General features: G+C 69.2%; 25 protein-coding genes. 13 read left to right on the forward strand and 12 right to left on the reverse strand.

Features of this window, described 5'->3' with window-relative positions:
- The first annotated feature begins 42 nt into the window (after nucleotides 1-42).
- The 3 genes from ACZ466_RS26330 to ACZ466_RS26340 all read left to right on the forward strand — a co-directional run bounded on the left by ACZ466_RS26330 (nucleotide 43) and on the right by ACZ466_RS26340 (nucleotide 4,277).
- Complete coding sequence (locus tag ACZ466_RS26330) at nucleotides 43-1,623, forward strand: NADH-quinone oxidoreductase subunit M (RefSeq protein ID WP_378288113.1); 1,581 nt, start codon at nucleotides 43-45, stop codon at nucleotides 1,621-1,623.
- Entirely contained in the window at nucleotides 1,620-3,224 is a 1,605-nt protein-coding gene (gene nuoN, locus ACZ466_RS26335; protein WP_378288114.1) for an NADH-quinone oxidoreductase subunit NuoN, read from the forward strand. Before ACZ466_RS26330 ends, nuoN begins: the two co-directional genes overlap by 4 nt.
- 75 nt (nucleotides 3,225-3,299) lie before the next feature.
- A complete protein-coding gene (locus ACZ466_RS26340; protein ID WP_378288115.1) occupies nucleotides 3,300-4,277 on the forward strand; it encodes a polyprenyl synthetase family protein in 978 nt (325 codons plus the stop codon).
- A 251-nt stretch (nucleotides 4,278-4,528) separates the two neighbouring features.
- On the opposite strand, the gene ACZ466_RS26345 is transcribed toward ACZ466_RS26340, so the two are convergent.
- Nucleotides 4,529-5,032: an ATP-binding protein gene (locus ACZ466_RS26345; RefSeq protein ID WP_378288116.1), complete on the reverse strand. Its 504-nt coding sequence runs from the start codon at nucleotides 5,030-5,032 to the stop codon at nucleotides 4,529-4,531.
- A gap of 52 nt (nucleotides 5,033-5,084) precedes the next feature.
- On the opposite strand from ACZ466_RS26345, the gene ACZ466_RS26350 reads away from it, so the two are divergent.
- From ACZ466_RS26350 to ACZ466_RS26385, 8 genes are all read left to right on the forward strand, one after another.
- A complete protein-coding gene (locus ACZ466_RS26350) occupies nucleotides 5,085-5,897 on the forward strand; it encodes a Scr1 family TA system antitoxin-like transcriptional regulator (protein WP_378288117.1) in 813 nt (270 codons plus the stop codon).
- Nucleotides 5,894-6,082 carry a DUF397 domain-containing protein gene (locus tag ACZ466_RS26355; RefSeq protein WP_378288118.1) on the forward strand — a complete coding sequence of 63 codons (189 nt, stop codon included), beginning with the start codon at nucleotides 5,894-5,896 and terminating at the stop codon, nucleotides 6,080-6,082. The genes ACZ466_RS26350 and ACZ466_RS26355 overlap by 4 nt, the downstream gene beginning before the upstream one ends.
- Before the next feature lie 89 nt (nucleotides 6,083-6,171).
- Complete coding sequence (locus ACZ466_RS26360; RefSeq protein WP_378288119.1) at nucleotides 6,172-6,363, forward strand: DUF397 domain-containing protein; 192 nt, start codon at nucleotides 6,172-6,174, stop codon at nucleotides 6,361-6,363.
- A 67-nt stretch (nucleotides 6,364-6,430) separates the two neighbouring features.
- Nucleotides 6,431-6,565 carry a GNAT family N-acetyltransferase gene (locus tag ACZ466_RS26365; protein WP_378288120.1) on the forward strand — a complete coding sequence of 45 codons (135 nt, stop codon included), beginning with the start codon at nucleotides 6,431-6,433 and terminating at the stop codon, nucleotides 6,563-6,565.
- A 188-nt stretch (nucleotides 6,566-6,753) separates the two neighbouring features.
- Entirely contained in the window at nucleotides 6,754-7,509 is a 756-nt protein-coding gene (locus ACZ466_RS26370) for a DUF6879 family protein (protein WP_464043974.1), read from the forward strand.
- Nucleotides 7,510-7,540: 31 nt separating this feature from the next.
- Nucleotides 7,541-8,425, forward strand: coding sequence for a helix-turn-helix domain-containing protein (locus ACZ466_RS26375; RefSeq protein ID WP_378288122.1), 885 nt, complete (start codon nucleotides 7,541-7,543; stop codon nucleotides 8,423-8,425).
- A gap of 405 nt (nucleotides 8,426-8,830) precedes the next feature.
- Complete coding sequence (locus ACZ466_RS26380) at nucleotides 8,831-9,796, forward strand: methyltransferase domain-containing protein (protein WP_378288123.1); 966 nt, start codon at nucleotides 8,831-8,833, stop codon at nucleotides 9,794-9,796.
- Nucleotides 9,797-10,231: 435 nt separating this feature from the next.
- On the forward strand, nucleotides 10,232-11,503 hold the full coding sequence (locus tag ACZ466_RS26385) for a phosphodiester glycosidase family protein (RefSeq protein WP_378288124.1): 1,272 nt from the start codon (nucleotides 10,232-10,234) through the stop codon (nucleotides 11,501-11,503).
- Nucleotides 11,504-11,656: 153 nt separating this feature from the next.
- Here ACZ466_RS26385 and ACZ466_RS26390 read toward each other — a convergent pair whose 3' ends face one another.
- Both ACZ466_RS26390 and ACZ466_RS26395 read right to left on the reverse strand, forming a co-directional pair.
- A complete protein-coding gene (locus ACZ466_RS26390) occupies nucleotides 11,657-11,878 on the reverse strand; it encodes a hypothetical protein (RefSeq protein ID WP_378288125.1) in 222 nt (73 codons plus the stop codon).
- A gap of 31 nt (nucleotides 11,879-11,909) precedes the next feature.
- Nucleotides 11,910-12,599 carry a helix-turn-helix domain-containing protein gene (locus ACZ466_RS26395; RefSeq protein ID WP_378288126.1) on the reverse strand — a complete coding sequence of 230 codons (690 nt, stop codon included), beginning with the start codon at nucleotides 12,597-12,599 and terminating at the stop codon, nucleotides 11,910-11,912.
- 187 nt (nucleotides 12,600-12,786) lie between these two features.
- Between ACZ466_RS26395 and ACZ466_RS26400 the strand changes: the two genes are divergently transcribed.
- The gene (locus tag ACZ466_RS26400) at nucleotides 12,787-13,890 is read left to right on the forward strand and encodes a serine hydrolase domain-containing protein (protein WP_378288127.1); all 1,104 of its coding nucleotides are present in this window, start codon (nucleotides 12,787-12,789) and stop codon (nucleotides 13,888-13,890) included.
- A 99-nt stretch (nucleotides 13,891-13,989) separates the two neighbouring features.
- Here ACZ466_RS26400 and ACZ466_RS26405 read toward each other — a convergent pair whose 3' ends face one another.
- The 9 genes from ACZ466_RS26405 to rarD all read right to left on the reverse strand — a co-directional run bounded on the left by ACZ466_RS26405 (nucleotide 13,990) and on the right by rarD (nucleotide 24,056).
- A complete protein-coding gene (locus tag ACZ466_RS26405; protein WP_378288128.1) occupies nucleotides 13,990-14,598 on the reverse strand; it encodes a GTP-binding protein in 609 nt (202 codons plus the stop codon).
- Nucleotides 14,579-14,995 (reverse strand): DUF742 domain-containing protein, encoded by a 417-nt coding sequence (locus ACZ466_RS26410; RefSeq protein ID WP_378288129.1) that lies wholly within the window; start codon nucleotides 14,993-14,995, stop codon nucleotides 14,579-14,581. Before ACZ466_RS26410 ends, ACZ466_RS26405 begins: the two co-directional genes overlap by 20 nt.
- Entirely contained in the window at nucleotides 14,995-15,423 is a 429-nt protein-coding gene (locus tag ACZ466_RS26415; RefSeq protein WP_378288161.1) for a roadblock/LC7 domain-containing protein, read from the reverse strand. Before ACZ466_RS26415 ends, ACZ466_RS26410 begins: the two co-directional genes overlap by 1 nt.
- Nucleotides 15,423-17,864: a sensor histidine kinase gene (locus tag ACZ466_RS26420; RefSeq protein WP_378288130.1), complete on the reverse strand. Its 2,442-nt coding sequence runs from the start codon at nucleotides 17,862-17,864 to the stop codon at nucleotides 15,423-15,425. The genes ACZ466_RS26415 and ACZ466_RS26420 overlap by 1 nt, the downstream gene beginning before the upstream one ends.
- 224 nt (nucleotides 17,865-18,088) lie before the next feature.
- A complete protein-coding gene (locus ACZ466_RS26425) occupies nucleotides 18,089-19,765 on the reverse strand; it encodes a prenyltransferase/squalene oxidase repeat-containing protein (protein WP_378288131.1) in 1,677 nt (558 codons plus the stop codon).
- A complete protein-coding gene (locus ACZ466_RS26430) occupies nucleotides 19,762-20,679 on the reverse strand; it encodes a terpene synthase family protein (RefSeq protein WP_378288132.1) in 918 nt (305 codons plus the stop codon). Before ACZ466_RS26430 ends, ACZ466_RS26425 begins: the two co-directional genes overlap by 4 nt.
- Nucleotides 20,679-22,043, reverse strand: coding sequence for a cytochrome P450 (locus ACZ466_RS26435; protein ID WP_378288133.1), 1,365 nt, complete (start codon nucleotides 22,041-22,043; stop codon nucleotides 20,679-20,681). The genes ACZ466_RS26430 and ACZ466_RS26435 overlap by 1 nt, the downstream gene beginning before the upstream one ends.
- Before the next feature lie 639 nt (nucleotides 22,044-22,682).
- Nucleotides 22,683-23,069: a hypothetical protein gene (locus ACZ466_RS26440; protein WP_378288134.1), complete on the reverse strand. Its 387-nt coding sequence runs from the start codon at nucleotides 23,067-23,069 to the stop codon at nucleotides 22,683-22,685.
- 48 nt (nucleotides 23,070-23,117) lie between these two features.
- Nucleotides 23,118-24,056 carry an EamA family transporter RarD gene (gene rarD, locus ACZ466_RS26445; RefSeq protein WP_378288135.1) on the reverse strand — a complete coding sequence of 313 codons (939 nt, stop codon included), beginning with the start codon at nucleotides 24,054-24,056 and terminating at the stop codon, nucleotides 23,118-23,120.
- Between the two features lie 76 nt (nucleotides 24,057-24,132).
- Here rarD and msrA point away from each other — a divergent pair, with 76 nt between their 5' ends.
- Entirely contained in the window at nucleotides 24,133-24,786 is a 654-nt protein-coding gene (gene msrA / locus ACZ466_RS26450; RefSeq protein ID WP_378288136.1) for a peptide-methionine (S)-S-oxide reductase MsrA, read from the forward strand.

Consider the following 24,786-nt stretch of genomic DNA (forward strand, 5'->3'; position numbering starts at 1 on the left):
TGCGGCGATCAACGTGGCCGCGCTGCTGGTGGTGAACGTCTGATGGAAGACTTTCCCTGGCTGAGCGTCCTCATCGCCGTCCCGCTGCTGGGCGCGGTGCTGGTGGGCGTGCTGCCGCGGGCCCGCGAGACGCTGGTCAAGCAGGTCGCGCTGGGCGTCTCGCTGCTGGTCGCGGCGGGGACGCTGGTGATGGCGGCCGGTTTCGACACCGGCGGGCCGCGGTTCCAGTTCGAAGAGAAGTACTGGTGGATCAAGCAGTTCGGGGTGCACTGGGCGGTCGGCGTCGACGGCGTCGCGCTGGTGCTGATCCTGCTGTCGGTGATCCTGGTCCCGCTGGTCATCCTGGCGTCGTGGAACGAGGCGGACCGCTCCGGCGGCGTCGACGTCCCGGCCAAGCGCAGCGCGAGCCTGTACTTCGCGCTGCTGCTGGCGCTGGAGGCGATGATGATCGGCGTCTTCGCGGCGACCGACGTCTTCCTCTTCTACGTCTTCTTCGAGGCCATGCTGATCCCGGTGTACTTCCTCATCGGGTCCTACGGGGGCGCGCAGCGCTCCTACGCCGCGGTGAAGTTCCTGCTCTACTCGCTGTTCGGCGGCCTGCTGATGCTGGTCGCGGTCATCTGGCTGTACCCGCTGTCGGCGCGTCCGACCAGCGAGGGCGGCCTGGGCGCGGGGACGTTCCTGTTCTCCGAGCTGAGCCGGATGGACATCGACCCGACGACGGCCAAGTGGCTGTTCCTCGGCTTCTTCATCGCGTTCGCGATCAAGGCGCCGATGGTGCCGGTGCACACCTGGCTGCCGGACGCGGCGCAGCAGGCCCCGCCCGGCGCGCTGGTGCTGATCGTGGGCGTGCTCGACAAGGTCGGCACGTACGGCATGCTGCGGTTCTGCCTGGAGCTGTTCCCGGGCGCGGCCAAGTGGGCCACCCCGGTCGTGCTGGGCTTCGCCGTCCTGAGCATCGTCTACGGCGCGGTGCTGGCCATCGGCCAGGTCGACCTGAAGCGGCTGATCGCCTACACCTCGATCTCCCACTTCGGGTTCATCGTGCTGGGCGTGTTCGCGATGACCACCCAGGCGCAGTCCGGCGCCGCGCTCTACATGGTCAACCACGGCTTCTCCACCGGGGCGCTGTTCCTGCTGGTCGGCTTCATGATCGTGCGACGCCGGTCGGCCCGGATCGACGACTACGGCGGGGTGCAGAAGGTGGCCCCGGTGCTGGCCGGGACGTTCCTGGTCGCGGGCCTGTCCGGGCTGTCGCTGCCGGGCCTGGCGCCGTTCGTGTCGGAGTTCCTGGTCTTCACCGGCACGTTCACCCGCTACGAGGTGCCCGCGATCATCGCCACCGTCGGCATCGTCCTGGCCGCGATCTACATCCTGTGGATGTACCAGCGGACCATGGGCGGCCCGACCGCGGAGAAGGCCAAGGGGATGAAGGATCTGACCGGGCGGGAGAAGCTCGCGGTCGCCCCGATCATCGCGATCATCGTGGCGCTCGGGTTCTTCCCGCAGCCGCTGCTCAAGGTGATCAACCCCTCGGTGGAGCAGACCCTGGTCCGGCTGGACCAGCGCGACCCGGCGCCGACGATCACCGGCCATGTCGCTGAGAACGGAGCCCGTCCATGAGCCTCACCAGTCATCTGGGCGCGGCCGTCACCGCGCTCGACGCCCCGGCCCGCGGCGTCCTCGCCGACGGCGAGATCCGCGCGCCGCACATCGAGTACGGCCAGCTCGCCCCGATGCTGCTGGTCTTCGGTGTCGCCATCGCCGGCGTGCTGGTCGAGGCGTTCGCCGGGCGGAAGCTGCGCTTCCCGCTGCAGGTCGCCCTGGCCTTCCTGGGCCTGGGCGGCGGGTTCGTCTGGACGATCGTGCTGGCCTGGCGCGACAAGCCGTTCACCGTGGCCGCCGAGGGCGCGCTCGCGGTGGACGGCCCCACCCTGTTCCTGCAGGGCACCATCCTGGTGCTGGCGCTGATCAGCCTGCTGCTGATCATCGAGCGGAAGCAGGAGCACTTCGCGGCCCAGGCGTCGGCGCTGCCGGGTAGCGAGGCCGAGCAGGAGGCGACGGCGGCCGGGATCACCCAGACCGAGGTGTTCCCGCTGATGACCTTCGCGGTCGCGGGGATGCTGATGTTCCCCGCGGCCAACGACCTGCTCACCATGTTCGTGGCGCTGGAGATCCTGTCGCTGCCGCTGTACCTGCTGTGCGGGCTGGCCCGCCGGCGGCGGCTGCTGTCGCAGGAGGCGGCGGTCAAGTACTTCCTCCTGGGCGCGTTCTCCTCGGCGTTCTTCCTGTACGGGGCGGCGCTGCTGTACGGCTACGCCGGTTCGGTGCGGCTGTCGGTGATCGGTGCGCAGCTCAGCCGGGACGCGGGCAGCGAGACGCTGCTGCTGGCCGGGGTGGCGCTGCTGTCGGTGGGGCTGCTGTTCAAGCTGGGCGCGGTCCCGTTCCACATGTGGAAGCCCGACGTCTACCAGGGCGCCCCGACCCCGATCACCGCGCTGATGGCGTCCTGCACGCTGGTGTCGGCGTTCGGCGCGATGCTGCGGGTGTTCTACGTCGCGCTGGAGAACCTGCGGTGGGACTGGCGGCCCGCGATGTGGGGTGTGGCCATTCTCACCATGATCGCCGGCGCGGTGATCGCGATCACCCAGAGCGACGTCAAGCGGATGCTGGCCTACTCCTCGATCGCGCACGCCGGCTTCCTCCTCACGGGCGTGATCGCCACCTCCGAGGCCGGCCTGTCGGGCACGCTGTTCTACCTGGCGGCCTACGGGTTCACCACGATCGGCGCGTTCGCGGTGATCACCACGGTGCGGGACGCGGGCGGCGAGGCCGCGCACCTGTCCCGCTGGGCGGGCCTGGGCAAGCGGTCCCCACTGGTGGCGGGCGTGTTCGCCTTCTTCCTGCTGGCCTTCGCCGGGATCCCGCTGACCAGCGGCTTCACCGGCAAGTTCGCGGTGTTCAAGGCGGCGATCGAGGGCGGCGCGACCCCGCTGGTCGTGGTCGGCGTCCTGTCCTCGGCGATCGCGGCGTTCTTCTACGTCCGGGTGATCGTCGTGATGTTCTTCAGCGAGCCGGAGGCGGACGGCCCGTCGGTCATCCTGGGCCCGGCGACCGTGACGGCGGTGGCGCTCGGAGTGGCGGCTACTGTGGTACTCGGTGTGCTCCCGCAGCCCGTGCTGGACCTGGCGGGGGACGCCGCGACACAGATGTTCGTCCGGTAGCTCCGGTAGGGGGTCTTGGTGAGTAGAGCTTTCGCCGGGGGATCGTCTTTCCCCTCGGGGGATGGGCCGTTCGGTTTGCCCGTCGACGACCGACTCGCGACGGACACGCAGGAACGGCTCGCCGCCGTCGAGGGCATGCTCCTGGACTCGGTGCACAGCGACGACCCGCTGCTCGCCCAGGCCTCCAAGCACCTGGTCGAGGCGGGGGGCAAGCGGTTCCGGCCGATGCTGGTGCTGCTGGCCTCCCACTTCGGCGACCCGGCCGCGCCGGGGGTCGTCCCGGCCGCGGTGGTGGTGGAGCTGACCCACCTGGCGACGCTCTACCACGACGACGTGATGGACGAGGCGACGGTGCGGCGCGGCGAGCCGTCCGCCAACTCCCGGTGGACCAACACCGTCGCCATCCTCACCGGCGACTACCTGTTCGCCCGCGCCTCCGACCTGCTGGCCGACCTCGGCCCCGAGGCGGTCCGGATCCAGGCGCGGGCGTTCGCCCGGCTGGTGCGCGGGCAGATCCAGGAGACCGTCGGCCCCGGCCCCGAGGCCGACCCGCTGAAGCACTACCTGCAGGTCGTGGCCGACAAGACCGCCTCACTGATCGCGGTGTCCGGCCAGTTCGGCGCCCTCCTCGCGGGCGCCCCCGCCCACGTCGTGGACACGATCACCTCCGCCTGCGAGAAGATCGGCGTCGCGTTCCAGCTCTCCGACGACATTTTGGACATCGCCTCGGAGGCCGAGCAGTCCGGCAAGACCCCCGGCACCGACCTGCGCGAGGGCATCCGCACCCTGCCCATGCACCTCGTCCTGGCCGGCACCGACACGGGCCCCGACGACGCCCGCCTCCGCGTGCTGCTCGCCGCCGACCTCACCGACGACACCCTCCACGCCGAGGCCCTGACCCTCCTCCGCGCCCACCCGGCCATGGACCGCGCCCGCGCCGACCTGCGCCGCTGGGCCGAGGACGCCCGCTCCGAACTCCTCACCCTCCCCGACATCCCCGCCAGGGGGGCCTTCACCAGCCTCTGCGACTACGTAGTAAGCCGCACCGGCTGACCAAGGCCCGCTCCTCAGGGGCGACGCCGCTGAGGGAAAGATGAATCGGTCCCCGCTCCGCCTTTTGTGAATCGGTCCTCGCTCCGCTCGGGCAGTCCCATTGGGGCTCCCGCCCCAAACCCCAAGGCAGGGGGCTCCGCCCCCCACACCCCCCACCAACCCCGTACGAGTAGCAGGCCCAAGTCCACGAAGGTGGAGTCTTCCCGCCGCGGTTGGGGAAGCAGCCCGTCGATCGCCTCGGACACCGGAGATCAGCGGGCCGCCCTCAGGTTGATCGAGGCGCAGACCCATTTGGCGGTGCCGTTCTTGGCGGGTTCGGTCCACACCGCGTCCGCGTAGGCGGCCACAAGCATCAGCCCCCAGCCACCGAACTCGTCCGAGCCCGCCCGGTCGATCTCCTCCACGGTCGAGACCGCCTGCCGCGCCTGGGGCGCCCGGCCGACAGCAGCGTCTGAGACCCCGATCACCAGGCGTTCGGTCAGGGCCGCGAGGTAGAGCCGAACGGTGTCGGTCGGAGCGGAGACGGCGACGGCGTTCGTCGCCAACTCGCTCACGATCGCGAGCGCCCGCTCCTCGAACCGCTCCAGCCCCCACGTCTGCAGGGAACCCGAAGCCACCGACCGCGCCAAGCCCACCGAGGCCCGCGTAGCAAGCAGATCCCGCGCTACAACCGCCCCAACCCCCGTGACTGCGGACATCTCCCGATCTCCTTCCAGGCGAGAATTCTGTGACTCAGCACACAGGCTCCCTTGCATTCAGTAATCTGGCCTGCCTCAGTGGGACATCAGAGACACCAGAAGGTGATCAATGCCCCTCCGAGAGTCACTCGACCCGGACAACTCGCTCTGGGACTGGATAGCCGTTGACCTGTACTTCTACCGGAACAAGGCCGGCCTCTCCTGTGCCCAGCTAGGCCGCCTCCTTCACGTCAACCGCCAGGCTGTCTCCAACCTCGAAGCCGGGCGCCTCAAGCTGGACATGACCAAGGCCAAGATCCTCGACGAACTGTGGGACCTGAACAAGCACTTCCAGCGGCTGGTGAAGTACGCCCGGGCCGGCCACGACCCGAACTGGTTCAAGGCCCACGTGATCTACGAGCAGAGAGCCAGCGTCATCAAGACCTACGAGGCCATGGTCGTCCCCGGCCTCCTCCAGTCCGAGGACTACGCCCGCGCCTTGCTCACCGAAGGCCGCCGGTCTAAGGACGTGGAGGCCGGGGTGAGGAACCGCATGTCCAGACAGGCCGTGCTGACAAAGGAGAACCCCGCTCACCTGTGGGTCATCCTTAGCCAGAACGCTCTGGACTGGCCTGTCGGCGGGCCAGGTGTTATGCGGGATCAGCTCGGTGCGCTTCTCGAGGTCGCCGAACTCCCGAACGTCGCCGTCCGGATCCTTCCCCGCTCGGTCGGCGCGCATGTTGCGCTGGAGGGGTCGTTCAAGGTGATCACGGTCAAGGAGGGCGATGTCGCCTATATGGAGGCTTGCGGAGGGGGAAGAACGACCCAGGACCCCACCGAAGTAGCCGAACGTCGGATACGGTTCGACGAAATAGGGGCGGACTCCCTGTCGCGCGCCTTGAGTAAGGATCTCATCCGCAAGACGATGGAGACATACGCATGATCGCCTGGCGCAAGTCCAGCCACAGCGGTGTACACAACGAGTCCGACTGTGTGGAGGTGGCGGTTCTCGCCAGAGGAGTCGGCATGCGCGACAGTAAGGCTCCCCAGGTTGGGCACCTCACCCTCAAGCCGCAGACCTTCGCCGACCTGCTAGCCAGGATCAAGACCGGTCGACTCGACCCATAGCTCTGCAACCGTGCCCCGCAGAATTACTGAAGGCGGAGCGGGGCTGGACAACGTTCGGGAGGTGCATGCCGAGCAATGGAGGGATATCGATGACGCAGTGGCGCAAAGCCAGCTACAGCGGCACCACCGGAGGCGGGGATTGCGTGGAACTGGCTGCCCTCGCGGAAGGCGTCGGCATGCGAGACAGCAAGGATCCACAGGATGGACGCCACGTCGCGATCGAGTTGAAGTCCTTCGCCGACCTGGTCGCCAGGATCAAGACCGGGCAGCTCGACCTCTAGCTCACTAACCTAACCCCTGCTGCGCCGAATCTGCCCTGCGGCGTTACCGATGCGAGCTCACCGTGTTGTGTCCGACCATCTCATGCGCAAGTTCGGCATGATCGAGGAAGGCCGGATCCGGGGGCATATCAAGATCGGCGACACCTGGCGGGACTCGATCGTCCACTCCATCCTCGAAGACGAATGGCAGCACCCTGCCTGACGCCTGAGAGCCCGTGGCATGGATGTGCCGAGCCGATCATCGGACGGGGTCGTCGTTCCCCAGACGCGTATGCGGTCGTCGCTATACTCCCGGTGCGTTTTGGCCAGTCACATGTCCGGCCGCCTTGCTCGGCCCACTGGGCGGGCATGAAGCTTGGTGGGCAACTAACGGCAAACCCGATCCAGGAGGTGCGCGTGTCGCTGGCTTTCGTTGGTATGGACCCCGATTCCCCGGACCTGAAGTGCCCTGCCGTCTACGTGCACCCCGACAGCGGCGACTTCTACTTTCAAGGCAAGACCGTCACCGACCCGGTGACCCTCGCCGAGGTGGCCAAGCACAGCCCGCTCGGTGCCGATGAGACGGTGGTCCGCCTGCCTGCCCGGATGGCTTCGATCATCGCGGAGGCGGCGGCGGGCACGTACGAGGCCGGGCGGATCGGACACGGGCCGGTGGACCTGATGGACCTGTTCGCCGGAGTCCGGCACTCGGCCGTGCACCTGGAGATGCGCGATACGTACGACACCGAGCACCCTGGTTTCCAGGACTGGTTGGCGGGCGGCTCAGGCCGGTACGACCGGAGCGCCTGGCTCGACATCGTCACTTCGGCGGTCGGGCGCGGTGCGAAGATTCGGAGGGCTCGGGTGGTGTCGGAGCCGGTGACCGACTACATCCGGTGGGAGCACATGCTCACCGACGAGAACCAGGCGGCGGGGGAGGAAGTCCGCTGGCTGCCACGACGGCGGGCGTTCGACCTCATGTTGCCGGGTGCCGACTTCTGGATGTTCGACGGGCGGGTGGTCGCGTTCAACTTCTGCGCGGGCGACGGTACGGACACCGAGGACGAGGTGTTCACGAATGATCCTGACGTGGTGACGCGGTGCATCGCCGCGTTCGAGCAAGTGTGGGAGCGGGCCACTCCGCACAAGGACTACCAGCCGAGCTGAGTCTCGAACGAACCCGACATAACTTCGGAACGTGTCCACATCGTCATCGGCCCAGGCCGCCCGGCAGCGCCTGGCCGACCAGCTTCGAGAGATCCGCGAGGACGCCGGGCTGACCGGCCGAAAACTGGCCGAGCTGGCCGGTTGGCACGGCGTCTCGAAGGTATCCAAGATCGAGCACGCAACACGACCCATCTCGGCCGAGGATCTGCGCACCTGGTGCCGGGTCTGCGATGTGCCGCCGGCTCGCGTGGAGGAGCTGCTGGCCGAACTGCGGTCTGTGACGAGCACCTGGCTGACCTACAAGCAGTTGAACCGCGGCGGCCTGCGGCGCGCGCAAGAGTCGGTACGGGACCGATACGAGCGTGCGAATCAGATGCGCGCCTATGCGACCAAGGCACTGCCCGGCCTGCTCCAGACCGAGCCATACACGAGGGCCGCTTTGCGGGCCGTCTTCATAGAGCAGGGTGTGGAGGCCGACGACGCCGAACGCGACATAGCCGAAGCGGTGGCGGAGCGGATGGACCGCCAACGGGTCCTGCGACGTCCAGGGGCACGGTTCGCCTTCGTCTTGGAAGAAGAGGTGCTGTGGCACCGGACGATCGACCGCACCACCCACATCGCCCAGCTCCGCCACCTTTTGAAGGCCATGCGCCGGCCCGCCGTGTCCCTGGGCATCATTCCGCGGCAAGCCGATCGGACCATCAACGGCCCGGGTGTCTGGCCGGAGGAGTCCTTCCTGATCACCAACGCCGAGCAGGTCAACGTGGAGCTCGTGTCCGGATACCTCTCGATCACGCAACCGACCGAAGTCGCCATGTACCTGGCGGCATGGGACCGGCTGTTCGCGCTCGCAGTTCATGGTGAGAGAGCGAACCAGATCATCGGCTCCGCGCTGGAGAGCCTCGAAAGCCACTAAGGGCAAACTCGGGCAACCTCGTGGCCCGCGTTACGACCGCCTACGTAGCGTGCTGGGCATGGCGCTACGGGTGGTCGCGTCCGGACAGCGGTGCGGTGGCCGGCCACGCCGGCACGACGAGAGGAGCGAGGCCATGGGACGGCGCGAGGGCGGGTCGAGTGACGACGGCAAGACCCCCGGTGGGTCAGGTGACAGCACGAAGGGCACCGGGCACGGCGGCAAGGGGGACGGGACGCGGGGCAATCCTCACGACGGGCGGAAGTAGGGGATGTGGCCGACTGGCGTGAGGTGATGCGGCGGGTTCCGAGGAGCCTGTTCACGCCGCAGGTGGTGTGGGCGGACCTCGGGCCCGGTCCGTGGGTTCGGGTGGATCGTGGTGCCGATCCGTCCGGGTGGGATGAGGTGGTGGCGCTGGATCAGCCGCTCATCATCCAGTTCGAGGACGGCCGCGCCGAGGGCGAGGGGTTGGCGACCTCGTCGCTGTCGATGCCGTCGGTGGTGGCCGAGTTCCTGGAGCAGCTCGACCCGTCCCATCACCATCGGGTGCTGGAGATCGGGACGGGGGCGGGGTGGACGGCCGCGCTGCTGTCGGCCCAGGTGGGCTCCGGCAACGTCACCACGGTGGAAGTCGATCCGGAGCTCGGGCTGTTGGCGGCCGGGCGGCTCAAGGCGGCCGGGTACCGTCCCCGAGTGGTGATCGGGGACGGTACCGAAGGCTGGCCTGCCGGGGCTCCCTACGATCGCGTTCATGCCACGTGTGCGGTGTCGCGGGTCCCGTATGCGTGGATCGAGCAGACCAGGCCGGGCGGAGTGATCGTGGCGCCGTACGCGCCGGGGTTCGGATTCGGTGCCCTGCTGCGGCTGGAGGTGCTGGCGGGCGGCGTGGCCGTCGGGCGGTTCGCGGGGTCGGCGGATTACATGATGTTGCGCTCTCAGCGTCCGCTGGGCGGGCAGGCGCGGGAGTGGACGCGGGCGGCCGAGCGTGGGGTGCGGACAAGCCGGACCGGCATTGATCCGCGGGCGCTGCGGTACGGGCCGGTCAGCGTGGATCTGGCCGTCGCCGTCCTGGTGCCGGGTGTGGTGTCGCGGTACTACGAGGACGAAGAAGGCGCGACGCTGTGGGTCATGGCCCGCGATGACCACGGTGGCCCGTGGGCGTCGGTGGACTACGAACCGGGCGCCCCTGACTTCGAGGTCCAGCAGGCCGGGGACCGCTCGCTGTGGGATGAGGTCGAAGCCGCCTACACCAGGTGGCTTGCCTGGGGGCGGCCGGACATCACCCGTTTCGGCCTCACCGTCACCCCTGAGGCCCAGACGGTGTGGCTCGACGACCCGGGCAACGCCATCGGCCCGCCACTGTCACGGGGTTGAGTAGCGACCAGACGGTCATGACCGCCGTAGCAGGTCAACGCCCAACCAGGCACGGGGCTGACTGGGCGGAACGGCGCGGCAGCCGGCTCCGCCCGGTATCGAAACCTCGTGACGTCCAACTCCCGCACCTTCCCTCGGGAGATTTCACCAGCAGATCGCGGCTCTGGTGGACGGTGCGCACAAGGTCCGTCCACAGCGGGACGGGACTGGTGAACGGGCGCCGCGCTTTGCGCGTGCGGCCTTGGCGCCGGCGGCGGTTGTCCTTGCCGGTTCGGGGTTCACGTCGGTGACAGGAAGGGCGGTACCTGGCTCAGCCTTCGGACAGCTTCCGTTCATGGTCGATATGTCACTTCGTGTACCTTATGCAAGATCATTCTGCTGCTGTGTGGGAGCCGCCGGATCTCTTCCGGCGCGCGGGTCACAGGAGGATCAGCAGTGTTCAAGGCAGCATCGCGACGTCGGTTCGGGCTCGTCGCCGGAGCGACGGCGCTCGTGGCGGGCGTCCTCGGGGCGGGAACGGCCGGGGCGACCACCACGCCGCACGACTACGACGTGGACGTCACGATCGACTACACCGGGAACCGGCAGCCGGCTCCAGGAGTCCGGCACAAGAGCTTCACGGTGGCCACCTCGCACGGATCCTCCCAGGGCCATCTGCTGGCGGTCGATCTTCGGAACCCCCGTGTCTCGATGGAGCTCCTGCACGCCGACCATGTCGGCGAGGGCACGACGCTCACCGCCATGGCCGGGAAGAAGAACGCCTTCGCCGCGGTAAACGCGGACTTCTTCAACATGGCCTACTGGGAGAACAACCCGGGTCTGGCGACGGAGTCCGCGGACGGCCCGGAGATCACGGGCGGGACGCTCCGGAAGGGCGCCGTGCCCGCCGCCCAGCGGATCGGGCCGCCCATGTCCTCGGGCGCGACGGGCCGGGAGGTCATCGGTGTAGGCGTCGACGGACGCGGGCGGGTCGACGAGGTCGAGGTCCGAGGCCGGGTGATGTCCCGCGGGCTGAACGCGCGCGTCGCCGGATACAACCAGTACGCCCTGCCCGAGAACGGCATCGGTGTCTACGACGCCAAATGGGGTCCGGTCACTCGCAAGCGCGCCGTTTGCGGGAGCGATTCGTCCAGGCTGGCTCCCTGCCTCACCGAAGGGGTCAAGGAGGTCTCGGTCCGGAACGGGCGCGTGGTGGCGATCGCCGACCAGCCTGGCGCCGGGCAGCTTGGGGGGAGGGACCTCGTCCTGGTGGGACGGGAGGACGGTGCCACCGAACTGGGCAAGCTCTCCGTCGGAGACCGGATCAACGTCAGGTGGGGCGCGGAGACCGACGGCCGCGTGCCGCTGCGGTGGGCGGTGGGCGGCTTCCCCAATGTCGCGAACTCGCGGCTGGTCGCCGGTCTGGGCGCCAATAACACCGGCGACCTGGCGCCGGGCACGAGCGCCGGAGTCAGCGCGGACGGACGCATGTTCTACCTCGTGGTGGTCGATGGGCGTTCGGCCGTCTCGGCCGGTGTGACGCGGGTGGAGATGGCTGAGCTCATGCGGAAGATCGGCACCGACGACGGCGTCCAGCTGGACCGTGGCGGCAGTACCGAGATGATCGCGAAGCCCGACGCCGCCTCTCGTGGCTACGAGGTCCTGAACGCCCCGTCCGATGGCAAGGAGCGGCCGTTCCCGAACGGCATCGGGGTCTTCACCAGCTAACGCGGCCGGGCTGCGTCCAGATAGGGGTCAGGGAGACGGAGCCCCCTGCCTTGGGGTTTGGGGCGGGAGCCCCGATAAGTGCGGCCCGAGCGGAGCGAGGACCGATTCAATGCAGAGGGGCCCACCCTTTCGGGTGGGCCCCTTGCTGTGAGGTCAGGCGTTCTGGGGTTCGGGGGTCAGGCCGCTGGCCTTCATGGCGTGGAGGACCACGTTGATCAGGACCTTCTTGCGTTGCGGGGGCCCGCGCCGGGCGCGGGGCCACCGGCCCGCTCTGAGTGAGCGCGACGACGGGCCGGTATCGAACACGACGGTGCGCCCGCTCTGGGTGGCGCCGGGCGGCGGGGAGCGGACGGCGCTGACCGCCGGGTAGCCCATGTCGCTGCCGGGGGCGGCGGGGCGGGAGATGTCAGCGGGTGAGGATGTGACGGTAACGCTGGGCTACGGCGACGGTCTCGCGTCCCACCTGCTCGAAGAATCCGCTCATGGCGTCCATCCGGGCTCCGGCCGGAGTCGAATGGCCGAGGGCCTCGGCGTTCTGGCGGGCGACCTCGGCGATGTTGGTGTTGAATCGCGCGCTGGCCAGGAGTGACCGGTACCAGATCTCCTTGTCGACGATGTAGCGGTCTCGTCGTCGGCGCTTCTCTCGTTCCCGGCCGATCAGGTTCATCGCCTCAAGCTCGGCGACCGCCTTGGAGATGGACGCCGGGCTTACCTGCAGGCGTTGGACGAGGTCGGCCGCGGTGAGGCCACCACTGTGGGTGGTGCAGAGGCAGGCCAGCACGCGTGAGGACATCCGTGTCAGTCCCGACGCGACGAGAACGTCGGTGAGCTTGTCCTCCGCCTTTCGCGTTCCGGCCGCAGGAGGTTGTTGTGGTGGTTCGACCGCTTTGACACGTTGACGCCGGGCGCGCTCTCGTGTCGCCTCGTGCGCCTGATCCGGGCGATAGGCGCCGGCGCCGCCGTTGCGGTTCACCTCGCGGCTGATCGTGGACGTCGGCCTGCCCAGTCGCCGGGAGATCTCGGCGAACCCGAGCCCTTCCGTCAGGCCTTGGGCTATCCGTTCGCGTTCCTCAAACGTCAACCTGCCTTTCGACATCAGCCGCACCCCCTGCTGTACATTCCGCTCCTGCATTCAATCACACGCACTGCAAGAAACTGTTGCATTCATCGCCACTGTCATCGCAACGATGTTGGCTGCGAGCGCATTTGTTGTTGACTGCTCTATGAATGCAACGTAGCGTTTCTGCCTGACCAAAAGACCGAAGGCGACCGTAAAGAGACCCATGGCGACGACAGGCAATCCCGGAACCGACCACGAGGCGGTGCAGCTCGTGTTGGACGGCGCGGTGGCGTCGGGCGCGACGCCGGGCATCGTGACCGAGGTCTGGAAGGGCGGCTCCCGCTGGTTCGCGTCCGCGGGCAAGGCCGACATCGGCACCGGGCGCGAACGCGCACCGCAGGAGCTGTTCCGTATCGGCAGCGCGGCCAAGGCGTTCACCGCCGTCACCACGCTGAAACTGGTCGGTGAAGGCGTGCTCGGCCTTGACGACACGGTGGAGAAGTGGCTGCCCGGCTTGCTCGACGGCAGTCCGTACGACGGCGGCAAGATCACGCTGCGGCAGTTGCTGAACCAGACCAGCGGCATCTACAACTTCACCATGGACCCGGAGTTCTTCGCCACCGGCCAAGGCGAGGCCTGGTATGAACGCCGGCTCAAGGTGTTCACACCCGAAGAACTGGTGCGGATCGCGCTACGGCATCCGCCCTGCAATGCCCCCGGCGAGGCTTTCCGGTACTCCAACACGCAGTACTATCTGGCCGCGATGATGGTGGAGAGGGCCACCGGAGAATCGTATGGCGACGTACTCGATCGTCTCATTCTGCGGCCTCTCGACCTGACCCGGACGTCGCTGCCCACCACGCAGACGGTCATCCCCGGACCGCACCCGGTGCACTACTCCCGGCTGTACGCGGAAGACCCGGCGGCGCGGCTGTACGACGCGAGCGAGTCGAACGAGAGCACCGCCTGGAGCGCCGGCGGAATGATCTCCTCGACCGGTGACCTGCTCACGTTCTTCTCGGCGCTGTTCTCCGGCCGGATCCTCAACCCGGCGCAGATGGCGGAGATGTTCACGACCGTGTCGACCGACGGTTCCGGGTGGCTGCCCAACACCCGCTACGGGCTCGGCGTGTGGGTCGAGCAGAGCGGCGTGCCCGTGTGGGGCAACGGCGGCGCCGACTACGGCACCTTCACCCTCGTCATGGGCAGCCGCGACGGCACGCACATGGTCGCCGCTCACGTGAACACCGATTTCTCTCCGCAAGCCTATGAGGCGTTCCTGGCCATCCTCGACATCGAGTTCAGCCGCGCCGAACACTCCGGTTGACCGCGGCGCCGGACGGCGGGATGGCGGCTTCACCCAAGGAGCGAGGACCGATTCAACGCAGAAGGGCCCACCCGGTTGGGTGGGCCCTGTGCTGCGAGGTCAGGCGTTCTGGGGTTCGGGGGTCAGGCCTCTGGCCTTCATGGCGTGGATGACCATGTTGATCAGGACCTTCTTGCACGACTCCAGCCTGCGGGCGTCGCACAGCATGACCGGCACCTTGGGGCCCAGGTTCAGGGCCAGCTGGATCTCTTCGAGGTCGTACTGGCGGGCGCCCTCGAAGCAGTTCACCGCCACCACGAACGGGGTGCCGCGGCGCTCGAAGTAGTCGACCGAGGGGAAGCAGTCCGACAGCCGGCGGGTGTCGGCCAGCACGACGGCGCCCAGCGAGCCGAGCGCCACCTCGTCCCACATGAACCAGAAGCGTTCCTGGCCGGGGGTGCCGAACAGGTACAGGACGTACTCGTCGCCCATCGTGATGCGGCCGAAGTCCATCGCCACGGTGGTGGTGTTCTTGCGCTCCACGCCCGAGATGTCGTCCACGCCGACGCTCTCGTCGGTGAGGATCTCCTCGGTGCGCAGCGGCTGGGTCTCCGAGACCGTGGCCACCATGGTGGTCTTCCCCACGCCGAAACCGCCCGCGATGACGATCTTGGCCGCCGTGGGGAGCCTGCGGCCGTTCGCGTCGCGACTAGAGGGCCCGGAGACCATCGATCACCGCCTTGTAGAGCCTGATGTCGTGCATGTCCGCCTCCGGCTCGGGCTCCTGCATCGTGATGAACCCCTTGTCCAGGAGATCGCCGAGCAGGACGCGCACGGTGGCGACGGGAAGGTCGAGATGGCCGGTGAGTTCCGCGACCGACATCACCGACTGGCAGAGCCGCAGGATCGCCCGGTGCTCGGGGCCCAGGCCGACCGAGCTCTCGGGGGAGATGCTGATGGCCACGACCAGGGTGATGAGGTCGAACTTGCCCCGCGTCGGTTCGATACGGCCGCTGGTCATGACGTAGGGGCGGACGACCGGTCCGGCGTGGTCGTCCAGGAACCGGCTGTGGGGCGGTTCCTCCAGGTGCTGCTCCTCCGGCGGTGAATCCTCGGGAGGCATCATCAGGTGGCCCGACCTTCCTTCACCGCCGCCGAATCCGAACGCGACGGCGTGGACAGATGGTGGCCCAGGCTGGAGACCAGCACGGCCATCTCGTAGGCGGAGAGGCCCACGTCGGCCTCCTCGTCGGTGAGCACCGCGAGGCAGGCGCCCTTGCCGGCCACCATGACCAGCAGGAACGCCGACTGCATCTCGACGATCGTCTGCCGGACGGGCCCGTTGCCGAAGCGGGTGCTCGCCCCCTTGGCCAGGCTCTGGATGCCGGCCGCCACCGCCGACAGGTGCTCACCGTCGTCCTGCGTCAGGTCCTTGGAGGCGGCCATCAGCAGGCCGTCCGCGGACAGCACCACCGCGTGCCGGGCGTGTGGCAGCCGCCCCACCAGATCGTTCAGCAACCACCCTAGGTCGGCCGACGAGCCGGTCTTCTGCATCACTGATCGTCCTCGCCTTCTACTGCATCACTGGGCTTCGGCCTGGACGCGTCGGCTCGGCCTCGCCGACTGCCCAGCTGGTACGCGCCCATGATGCGCTGGATCTCTTCCGGGGAACGGCCGACGTCCTCCGGCTCGTCCGGCTCTGCCACGGGTTCTTCCGTCTTCAGGGGCGTGACCAGATGGGCCTGGGGCACCCGGACCGGCAGCCCGGACGGAGTGGTGGAACTCTCGGTCACTGGTGTCGGGTCCTCCAGGGGAGTCGTGGCGGGCGGTTCGGGACGCGCTGCCGGCCCGACTCCGAGGTCCGATCCGCCGGTCCTGGTGAGGCCGACTCTGGAGTCCGATCCGGTGGGCGCCGTGATGGTCGGGGACGGGTCCGGGACGGCGACCAGGGCGGGCACCGACGGCTGCCCCGGACGGCCGTTGCCGCCGCCCGTACGGCCGGACACCGCCTCCGCGGGCGCGCCGACGCCGGCGCCGACGGGAACGGGCTGGCGCACCTCGAGGCCGTTCTCCGTGGTGGTGCCGGGAGCGACCGGCTTGGGCTGGTCCTCCCAGCCCTCCTCCCTGATGAGTTCGTTGGGGATCACGACGACCGCGGTGGTGCCGCCGTAGGCCGAGCGCTTGAGCATGACCTGGAGGCCGTAGCGCTCGGCGAGCGTGCCGACCACGAACAGGCCGAGCTGGACCGAGCTCTGGAGGTTGAACTCGGGCGGGTCGGCGATCCGGGCGTTGACCTCGGCCAGCTTCTCGTCGGTCATGCCCAGGCCGCGGTCCTCGACGTCGATCGCGAAGCCGCTGGCGACGCGGTGCCCGCCGACCTGCACGACGGTGTCCGGCGGGGAGAACGACACGGCGTTCTCGATCAGCTCGGCCAGCAGGTGGGTGATGTCGCCGACCGCGCGGCCGGCCAGCTCCACCGGGCCGAACTGCAGCACCTGCACCCGGGTGTAGTCCTCGACCTCGCCGATGGCGGCGCGGACGACGTCCACCATCGGGACCGAACGGCGCCAGCCGCGGGCGGGGATGGCGCCGGAGAGCACGATCAGGTTCTCCGCGTTCCGCCGCATGCGGGTGGCCAGGTGGTCGAGGCGGAACAGCTCCTGCAGGTCCTTGGGGTCGATCTCGGGCTGGCGCTCCAGCTGGTCCAGCAGGCTCAGCTGCCGGTGCACCAGCGTCTGGGTGCGGCGGGCCAGGGACAGCAGGACGTCGCGGATGCCGCGGCGCAGTTCGGCCTGCTCGACCGCGGTGCGCAGCGCCGTCTCCTGCACGGCGTTGAACGCCCGGCTCACCTGGCCGATCTCGTCGGCGCCGAACTCCAGCGGCGGGGCCTCGGCGGCGACGTCGACCTTCTCGCCGTGACCGAGCCGTTCGACCACGCTGGGCAGCCGGTGCTCGGCCAGTTCCCAGGCGGCGATGCGCAGCCGTTCCAGCTGGCGGACCAGCGCACGCGCGGTGGTGATCGACACCACGATCGAGGCGATGACCGCGAGCAGGCCCAGACCACCGGCCAGCACCAGCCGCAGGATGACGCCCGCGGCCACCGGCGTGGCGCGGTCGAGGAGCCGGTCGCCGGCGTTCAGCACCAGCTTCTCCAGCGAGTCCTGGACGGGCTCGGTCGCCGACCGCCATTCCTGGGCCTGGCTCCGGGGCAGGGCGCCGGGCCTGCCCTGGATGATGCGGTCCTCGAAGGCGCGCATCCGCTGGAACGCCGGCCCGTTGACGAGCCGCTGGTAGTCGGCGCGGTCCTGATCGGGGAGTTCGGTGGCGGCCTCTTCGTGCAGGAACCGCTGCGTACCGACGATCTGGGTGAACTGCGCCTGCTCCGCGGAGGTGATGCGGCCCGCGGCGATCGCGCCGGCCAGCAGCGCGTCCTCGCGGGAGAGGATCTCCTTGGCGCGGGTCAATGAGCTGAGCGTGCGGCTGTCCTTGGCGAGGGCCTCGTCGTTCACGCTGCCGGCGGAGCCGTAGATGCGGAAGGCCGCGTCGATGATGGCGTCGATGGGCCGGGCCGCCGAGGTGCGGTCGGCCTGCTGGGCGTCGATCGCGCGCCGGGCCGGGGACAGGCCGTTCAGAGAGCTGCGGATTTCCTCGATCCGCTGTTCCAGCGCGTCGCTGGCGGACCGCGCGACGCCGCCGCTCCCGGCCAGCTCGACGAACTCGGAGCGGGCGGTGTCCACCTTGCCCCGCTGCGTCTGCAGTGCCTGGCGCTGCGCGCTGTTCGGGTTGCCGAGATAGACCAGCGAGAGCCGGCGCTCTTGCTGCAACTCGGTCACCAGGGTCACGGCCGGCCTGGTGACGTTCTGGTCGAGGGTGTTGACCGAGAGAAGGTCCAGACCTTCTCGCAGGGTCACCCACGCGGCGAAGGCCCACAGTGCCACGAGCGAGACGAGCAGAGCAGTGATCTTCGTCCGCAGGCGGGAGTTGCGGAAGCGCATCAACGTGTCCTCAACGAGTTCAGAGGCGACTCACAGACCGTCGGGGGTGACGGTTGACCGAGCCGTGGGTGAGTCGACGCGATGCAGCCGATGGTGCCGCCGCCTCGCATCCGGCAGCACCCTAGCAACGTTGCCGCCCCGGATGATGTGCTTTGTTCTCATCTGGGGCGGTATCCGTTATTGGTTGCTGGGCTGACGTTATCGGCAGGTGCTAAATGTGGCGTTCAGCACACTCCCGTTCTGGTGGCACCTGATTGGGCGAGATGCAGCGCCGCGAGTACGGCGCCGCGCACAATCGCGCTCGGCAGGTAGAGGTCCTTGTCATGCCAGAGGGCAGGACCGCTGACATGTCCTTTGGCCAGGTCGTCCGCGGAAGGGAGGAGAAACCGATAACCGCGCGGTGCGGATTCGCCGGTTTCTCCGGGGTCGGGCGGTGTCAGCAGCAGGATTTGCAACGCGTACGCGGTCTCCTCCGCGGAGCCTTCCCATCGTCCCCATGACCCGTCCGGGCGTTGCGTGCTGAGCACCCAACGGCGCGCCCGGCGTACCGCATCGGTGGCTCCCGGGCCGCCGTAGTGCTGGAGCGCCAGCGTGCAGCACCATGTCGCGTAGTACGGTGACGCGTGCCATCTGTCCAGCCAGCTGCCGTCGGCCTGCTGTTCGGCGCACAGGAGTGCGGTGAGCTTTTGGATGGTCGCGGCGTACCGCGCGGCGGTGCCGGCGTCGACCGCTGGACTCGGGGAAGCGGCAAAATGCCCGAAAGCTTCCAGTATGTGTGCATTGACGCTGATGGAGAAGCCGTCTTCGCCGGGCCAGGTGCAGAAATGCGTTTCTGTTTCGTACTCCCAGAGCGCGTCGGGCGGATACCTCAGGCCGAGCAGGCCGAGCGCGTAGATGGCGACGGATGTGGTGTCGGCGTCCGCCGGAAGGCCCTCCGCGGCCGGGGTCCCCACCGGTCCGAGAGCGGATCGCAGACTCTCCGCCAGCCCGGCGGGAACGGGCGGGTCGATGCCCGCCCGCAGCAGCCCGCTCAGCACCCAGCCGCGTTCGAATACCGTGATCGGAATGCCACACGGCACCGGGCCGCCATGGCGCTTCACCACGGCCTCCAGGAAAAGCCGCGCCGGATGGCGCGGATCGCGCGCGTCCCGCTCGTCGAGCCAGGCCGCGGTGGCGGCGGGCGACGCCCCGACCGTTCCGGTCGCGGCGGGCCGGATCGTGCGGACGCCGCGGGCCCTCCGGCCCGCCACCTCCAGCGCGTGCAGCACCTTCTCCGGCAGCGCGACACCCGCGTCCAGCGCGGCGTGGATCATGCCGAGCCGGATGTCGTCGATACCGCGGGGCAGGGGCAGGCGCCCCACCGGGTGGCCGAGCGCCGCCGGCGGCATCCGGCGCAGGTCGTCCAGATGCCCGTTGACGGCCTCGACGAGGGACGCCGTGATGATCTCGGTGGCCGGCAGGTCCGGGATCGTGGAGACGTCCAGGGCCGGCAGCGTCCGCAGCAGCATCCGCACCCCCCGATCCGCCGCCGCGGCCAGGGCGGAGCGCTGCGCCCCGCCGCCGTGCCCGAGACCGTCCAGAGTCCCGCGCTCGCCGCGCCGCAGCGTCGTCAGCAGCGCTTCGGTGGCGCTCAACGTCGGGACCAGCGCGTAGCCGTCCGGGGCACCCCAGCCTCCGTCGGGCCGCTGAGTGGCGAGCAGGAACTCCACCCGCCGGTCGTGACCCGCCAGCCACGGCGCGAGGGTCACCAGCCGTCCCGTCTCGTAGACCGAAGGGGAGACCTGACCCCAGGGTTCGTCCACGAGCCCGGCGATCAGTTCTCCGGCGACCCGGGCCACGTCGACGCGCGCCGGCATCGCCCTGGCCGTTTCCGCCGGGGCGGCCGCGTCGTCGACGGTCATCGCAGCTCACCCCAGTAGTCGGTGGCCCCGTAGAAGCCCGTGCTGAACCCGATCTGCCGCTCCAGGTACGCGGCGGGCCAGGGACAGGCGTCGGTCAGGGGTTTGATGAGAGCCCGGGCACCATCGACGAGCTCGTCGATGCGCGCGACCACTCCGGCCCGGTCGACGCCGAGCATGAGGGCGTTGAGATCCCCCCAGCTGAGATCCCTGTGGTGGGTGGCCAGGTCGTTGAGCAGGCGCAGCACCCGCTGCACCTCCTGGCTGGCCTCCCACAGCTCCTCGAGGTGGTCGAGGGTGGCGGCGTCGCCGGTGTGGATCCAGTGGGCGAGGTTCACCCAGGTGGTCCCGAAGTTGTCGGCGTTGCCGAGGTACTCCTCGAACGTCGGCGTCGCCCGGTGGTCGCCCGCGGAGAGGGCGGCCTTCCAATCCCACTCGCGCGCCATGGCCCGCAGCCACCGTTCGAGCTGGTCACACCAGAACGAGCGCTTCTCGGAGAAGGCGGGCACGGTGTCCAGCTCGTTGACGATGTGCGCGAGGAAGCGCGTGATCGAGGAGTCCTCGCCGTCGGACGTGCCGTCCGCCACGGCCAGGCAGCGCAGGATGAGATCCTCCACCTCCTCCCTGGTCTCGGCGACGTAGTCCACCAGCCAGTCGGCGGCGAAGTTCCACATGGAGGTCAGCAGCGCCATCCGCAGCCCCTCGGCGGTGGCCCAGGGCGAGCCGAAGGCGTTCGCCAGCGCGACGCCGTTGAGCAGCCTCGTGTCGAAGGGCCCCGCCGGGAACAGGTCGGGATACGTGTCCATGCAGCCCTGCAGCTCACGGTGGCATTCCACGGCCAGCGCGGAGACGCGACCCTGTTCCACCGCCGCGCGCAACTCGCCGCCGTCCGGCGAGAGCGAGTATCCGGGGGCCATCACCGCCTCGTCGGATTCAGCTTGAGCGCGACCGGCTCCGACGGCCGCATCGTCAGGTCCGCCGCGACTCCGACCGCGCCCGCGTTGCCCAGCTCGGGCCGCAGCCGGCTGACCATCGAAGCGATGATGAGCTGCGACTCCACGCTGAAGAACAGGCTGCCCGCGCACTGGTGCGGCCCCGCGCCGAACGGCAGGTAGGCGAACCGGTGGCGGCGATCCGCCCGTTCGGGTGCGAACCGCTCCGGGTCGAAGGTCAGCGGGTCGGGCCAGTGGGCCTCCGACCGATGGGTGAGGTAGGGGCTGATGACCACGATGGAACCGGCCTTGATCCGGATGCCGTCGAGCACGTCGTCCTCGGCCGCGATCCGCGGGAGGATCCAGCCCGGTGGGAACACCCGGAGCAGCTCGTGCGTGACCATCCGGGTGTAGCGGAGCTCGGGGAGGTGCTCGGCCCTCGGCCGGCCCTGCCCCACCACCTGGTCGATCTCCGCGAACAGCGCGTTCGCCACCTCGGGATGCGAGTCGAGCACGACCCAGAGGTAGCTCAGCGCCTTGACGGTCGTCTCCGTGCCCGCCAGGAACAGCGCGACGATGCCGTCCCGGACCTCCTGGTCGCTCAGCACCCGCCCGTCCTCGCCTCGCGCGCGCAGCAGCGTCGAGACGAGGTCCTCCCCCGCGGACTCCTCGCGGCGCGCGGCCTGCACGAGCGGGAGGATGATGTCGTCGATGTCCCCGACGGCGCGGTGGAAGGCGCGGTCGCCCGGAAGGGGGAACCAGAAGGGCATGTAGGGGAACAGCAGCCGAGCCCGGAACGAGGACTCCGCGGCGGTCATCATCGCCGCCCCGAACTCGTCGGCCCGCGAGAGGGGGAGCCGGTCGCCGACGAAGATGCGCAGGATGGCGCGGTAGACGATGCGGGTGAACTCGATGCTGGCGTCCGCCGTCTGCCCCGAGGGGACCCGCTCGGCCAGCTCGTCCACGGCATCGGCGATCGCCGTCGCCATGTCCTCGGTGTACGACGCCACCTTCGGCGCCGTCAGCAGGGCGAAGTAGGCATCCTTCTTGAGCGGCCAGGCGGGGTCGGCGCCGGACGGTGCGCCGACCAGCCGGCTCAGCGGCTTCCACAGCAGGCCCTCGCGCCGGTACTTCGCGGCGTTGTCCCGCAGGATGTGCTGGATGTGCTCTGGACGGCTCACGAGGTACGGGCGGAAGGTGCCCAGATTGAGCCGGGTCAGATCACCGCCGGACCGGCGCCCGATCTCCTCGACCATTTGCAGGGGACCCCGGAGAACCCCCGGAATCACCTGCCGGACTGGAACGGTCGTCACCCGCCGGGGCGGCGCGGCGAGGGAGGTCGCGGACATGGTAAAGCCTCCTCTTCCGATATCCACTACGCGTCATGAGGTCGGTCATGAGTCGGTTGCGAGGTTCTTCAGTCTCGGGAGGTGGGTGCCGAGCCGGTTTTCTGGCATGGCGAAGGCCCGGCGGGCATGGAGCGGTGGCCGCCGGGCCGGAGGTCGGGTGGAGGGGCCGGTGGGAAGGGCGCGCCCTGGCTCGCCGGGTGAGCCGTACCGGCCGACATTGTGGAACTCCCGCCCTTTGCCGTGGAGTCGGTGCCGCCTTGCGGCTGTCCGTATCTCCTCACGGACAGCCCGCGATCAGGCGGGGCGTGCGTACGTTTTGAACGGATTTACGTAGCGTGCGTGGTCTGGGTGGTTATGGTGAAGTATCACATGATCAACTTTCGCAGACAAGGCTCTACTTGGTAGGAAATCTGCCGAATTGCGCGTGATCTGAGTCACTGACAAACGACTTGTCATCAAAGTCGGAGAAGGGCTGACAAAGTGTGATCACTTGGTGTAATCGTTGAGCTGCGGCGTTTTCCCAGCTCCCGCAGAGAATCGAATCTCTATTCGATTTACCGGGGAATGGTGACCGCAGTCAGCCGGTAAGTCAGTGAAGGAAGGTAAATGTGCGTCTGCAGTGACGTGCCGCGAAGGGGGTCAGTGCTCGCCCTGGGCGCGGGCCATCTGGGGGTTGAGGGCGCCCGGAAGCAGTGACGGCCAGGAGCGTTCCGTGGACACGGTCAGCCGCCCCATGTACGCGCGGTCCCCGCACTGGACCACCACCGGGTACGTCCCGGCGCCGATCCCGCGCTTGAGATGCACCCTGCCGGTGCGCCCGGACAGCCTCGCGGCCTCGGTGAACGCCGTCGACTCGACCGCGCGCCCGCACTTCGGCGCGACCACCTTCACCCGGGTGCCGGGCCGTGCCACCTGCGGTTCGACCCGCACCCCGTCGCCCGCGGCGGCCTCTTCGCCCGAAGCGGGGGCCGCCAGCCCGGCGGCCACGACGATCGCCCCCACCGCGGTGACACTGAGCAGGCGCAACCGGACTCCTCGGGGCGAAGGGGGACGAGGGGTGTGACCTCCGGCACTTTAGTGCCTTGCGGTTCCCTCCTCTAGCGATGTCCCGAAACCCGGTGAAGTTCGATGATCTCCCTCGGTGACCGGGACCGGCCGCCGCCGGGCCCGCAGCCCGTCCGCCGACAGCACCACCAGAGCCGCCCACACCAGCACGAACCCGGCCCACCGGTCGGCGGGCATGTCCTCGTGGTGCACCAGCAGGCCGATGAGGAACTGCAGCACCGGCGTCAGGTACTGGAGCATGCCGATCACGCTCAGCGGCAGCCGGATGGCCGCCCCGTTGAACAGCAGCAGCGGGATCGCCGTGACGAACCCGCCGCCCGCCACCAGCGCCGCGTGCACCAGGCCGTTGTGCCCGAACTCCGCCTCCCCCTGGACCCCCAGGGCCACCGCGAAGCCCAGCGCGGGCAGGAACATCACCGCGGTCTCCACCGCCAGGCTCTCCAGCGACGGCGTGTCCGCGAACTTCTTCAGCAACCCGTAAGTACCGAACGCCAAGGCCAGCACCAGCGCGATCCACGGCAGCCGCCCGTGCCCGGCGCCGAGCACCACCACCGCGGCCCCGCCCAGCCCCACCGACGCCCACTGCCACCTGCGCAGCCGCTCCCGGAAGACGACCACGCCGAGCAGCACGCTGATCAGCGGGTTGATGAAGTAGCCCAGCGCCGCGTCCAGGGTGTGACCGCTGTTGACGGCGTAGATGTAGACGCCCCAGTTCAGCGTGATCATCACCGCGGCCGCCGCCAGCAGCCCGGCCCGCCGCCACGACAGCCCCCGGATCCACCGCCGTCCGGCCGCCAGCATCACCAGCACGGCCACCAGCGACCACATGATCCGGTGCGCCAGGATCTCCGTCGCCCCGGACGGCTTCAGCAGGGGCCAGTACAGCGGGAACAGCCCCCAGATCACGTAGGCCGCGACCCCGTACACGATCCCCCGCCGCTCAGCCACGCACGCCACGTTAGCAGGAGGTAATCACCCAAATCCGTACACGCTGATGTCGCCCTCCACGGCGTAGCCTGGGGGCATGTTCTTCGCGAAGACCCAGATGGTCTCTCCAGAGAAGGCCCTGCCCGGACGTGAAGAGCCGATCCGAGTGCCCCCGCGGCACGAGGTCCTCGACGCGCCCCTGGCCCCGCCCTACCCCGACGGCGCCGAGATCGCCGAGTTCGGACTCGGCTGCTTCTGGGGCGCCGAACGCAAGTTCTGGCAGACCCCCGGCGTCCTGTCCACCAGCGTCGGCTACGAGGGCGGCTACACGCCCAACCCCACCTACGAGGAGGTCTGCAGCGGCCTGACCGGCCACACCGAGGCCGTCCGCGTCGTCTACGACCCCGCCAAGGTGTCCTACGAGCAGCTGCTGCGCGTCTTCTGGGAGGCCCACGACCCCACCCAGGGCATGCGCCAGGGCAACGACGTCGGCACCCAGTACCGCTCGGCGGTCTTCTACCGCGACGACGCCCAGCGCAAGCAGGCCGAGGCGTCCCGCGACGCGTACCAGAAGGTCCTCACCGAAGCCGGCCACGGCCCCATCACCACCGAGATCACCCAGGCCACCGACTACTACTTCGCCGAGGACTACCACCAGCAGTATCTATCAAGCAATAAAAACCCGAACGGCTACTGCGGCCTCGGCGGAACGGGCTTGTCCTGCCCGGTCGGCGTAGCTTCCGCCGAGTAA

The sequence above is a fragment of the Actinomadura rugatobispora genome, from assembly GCF_055379765.1.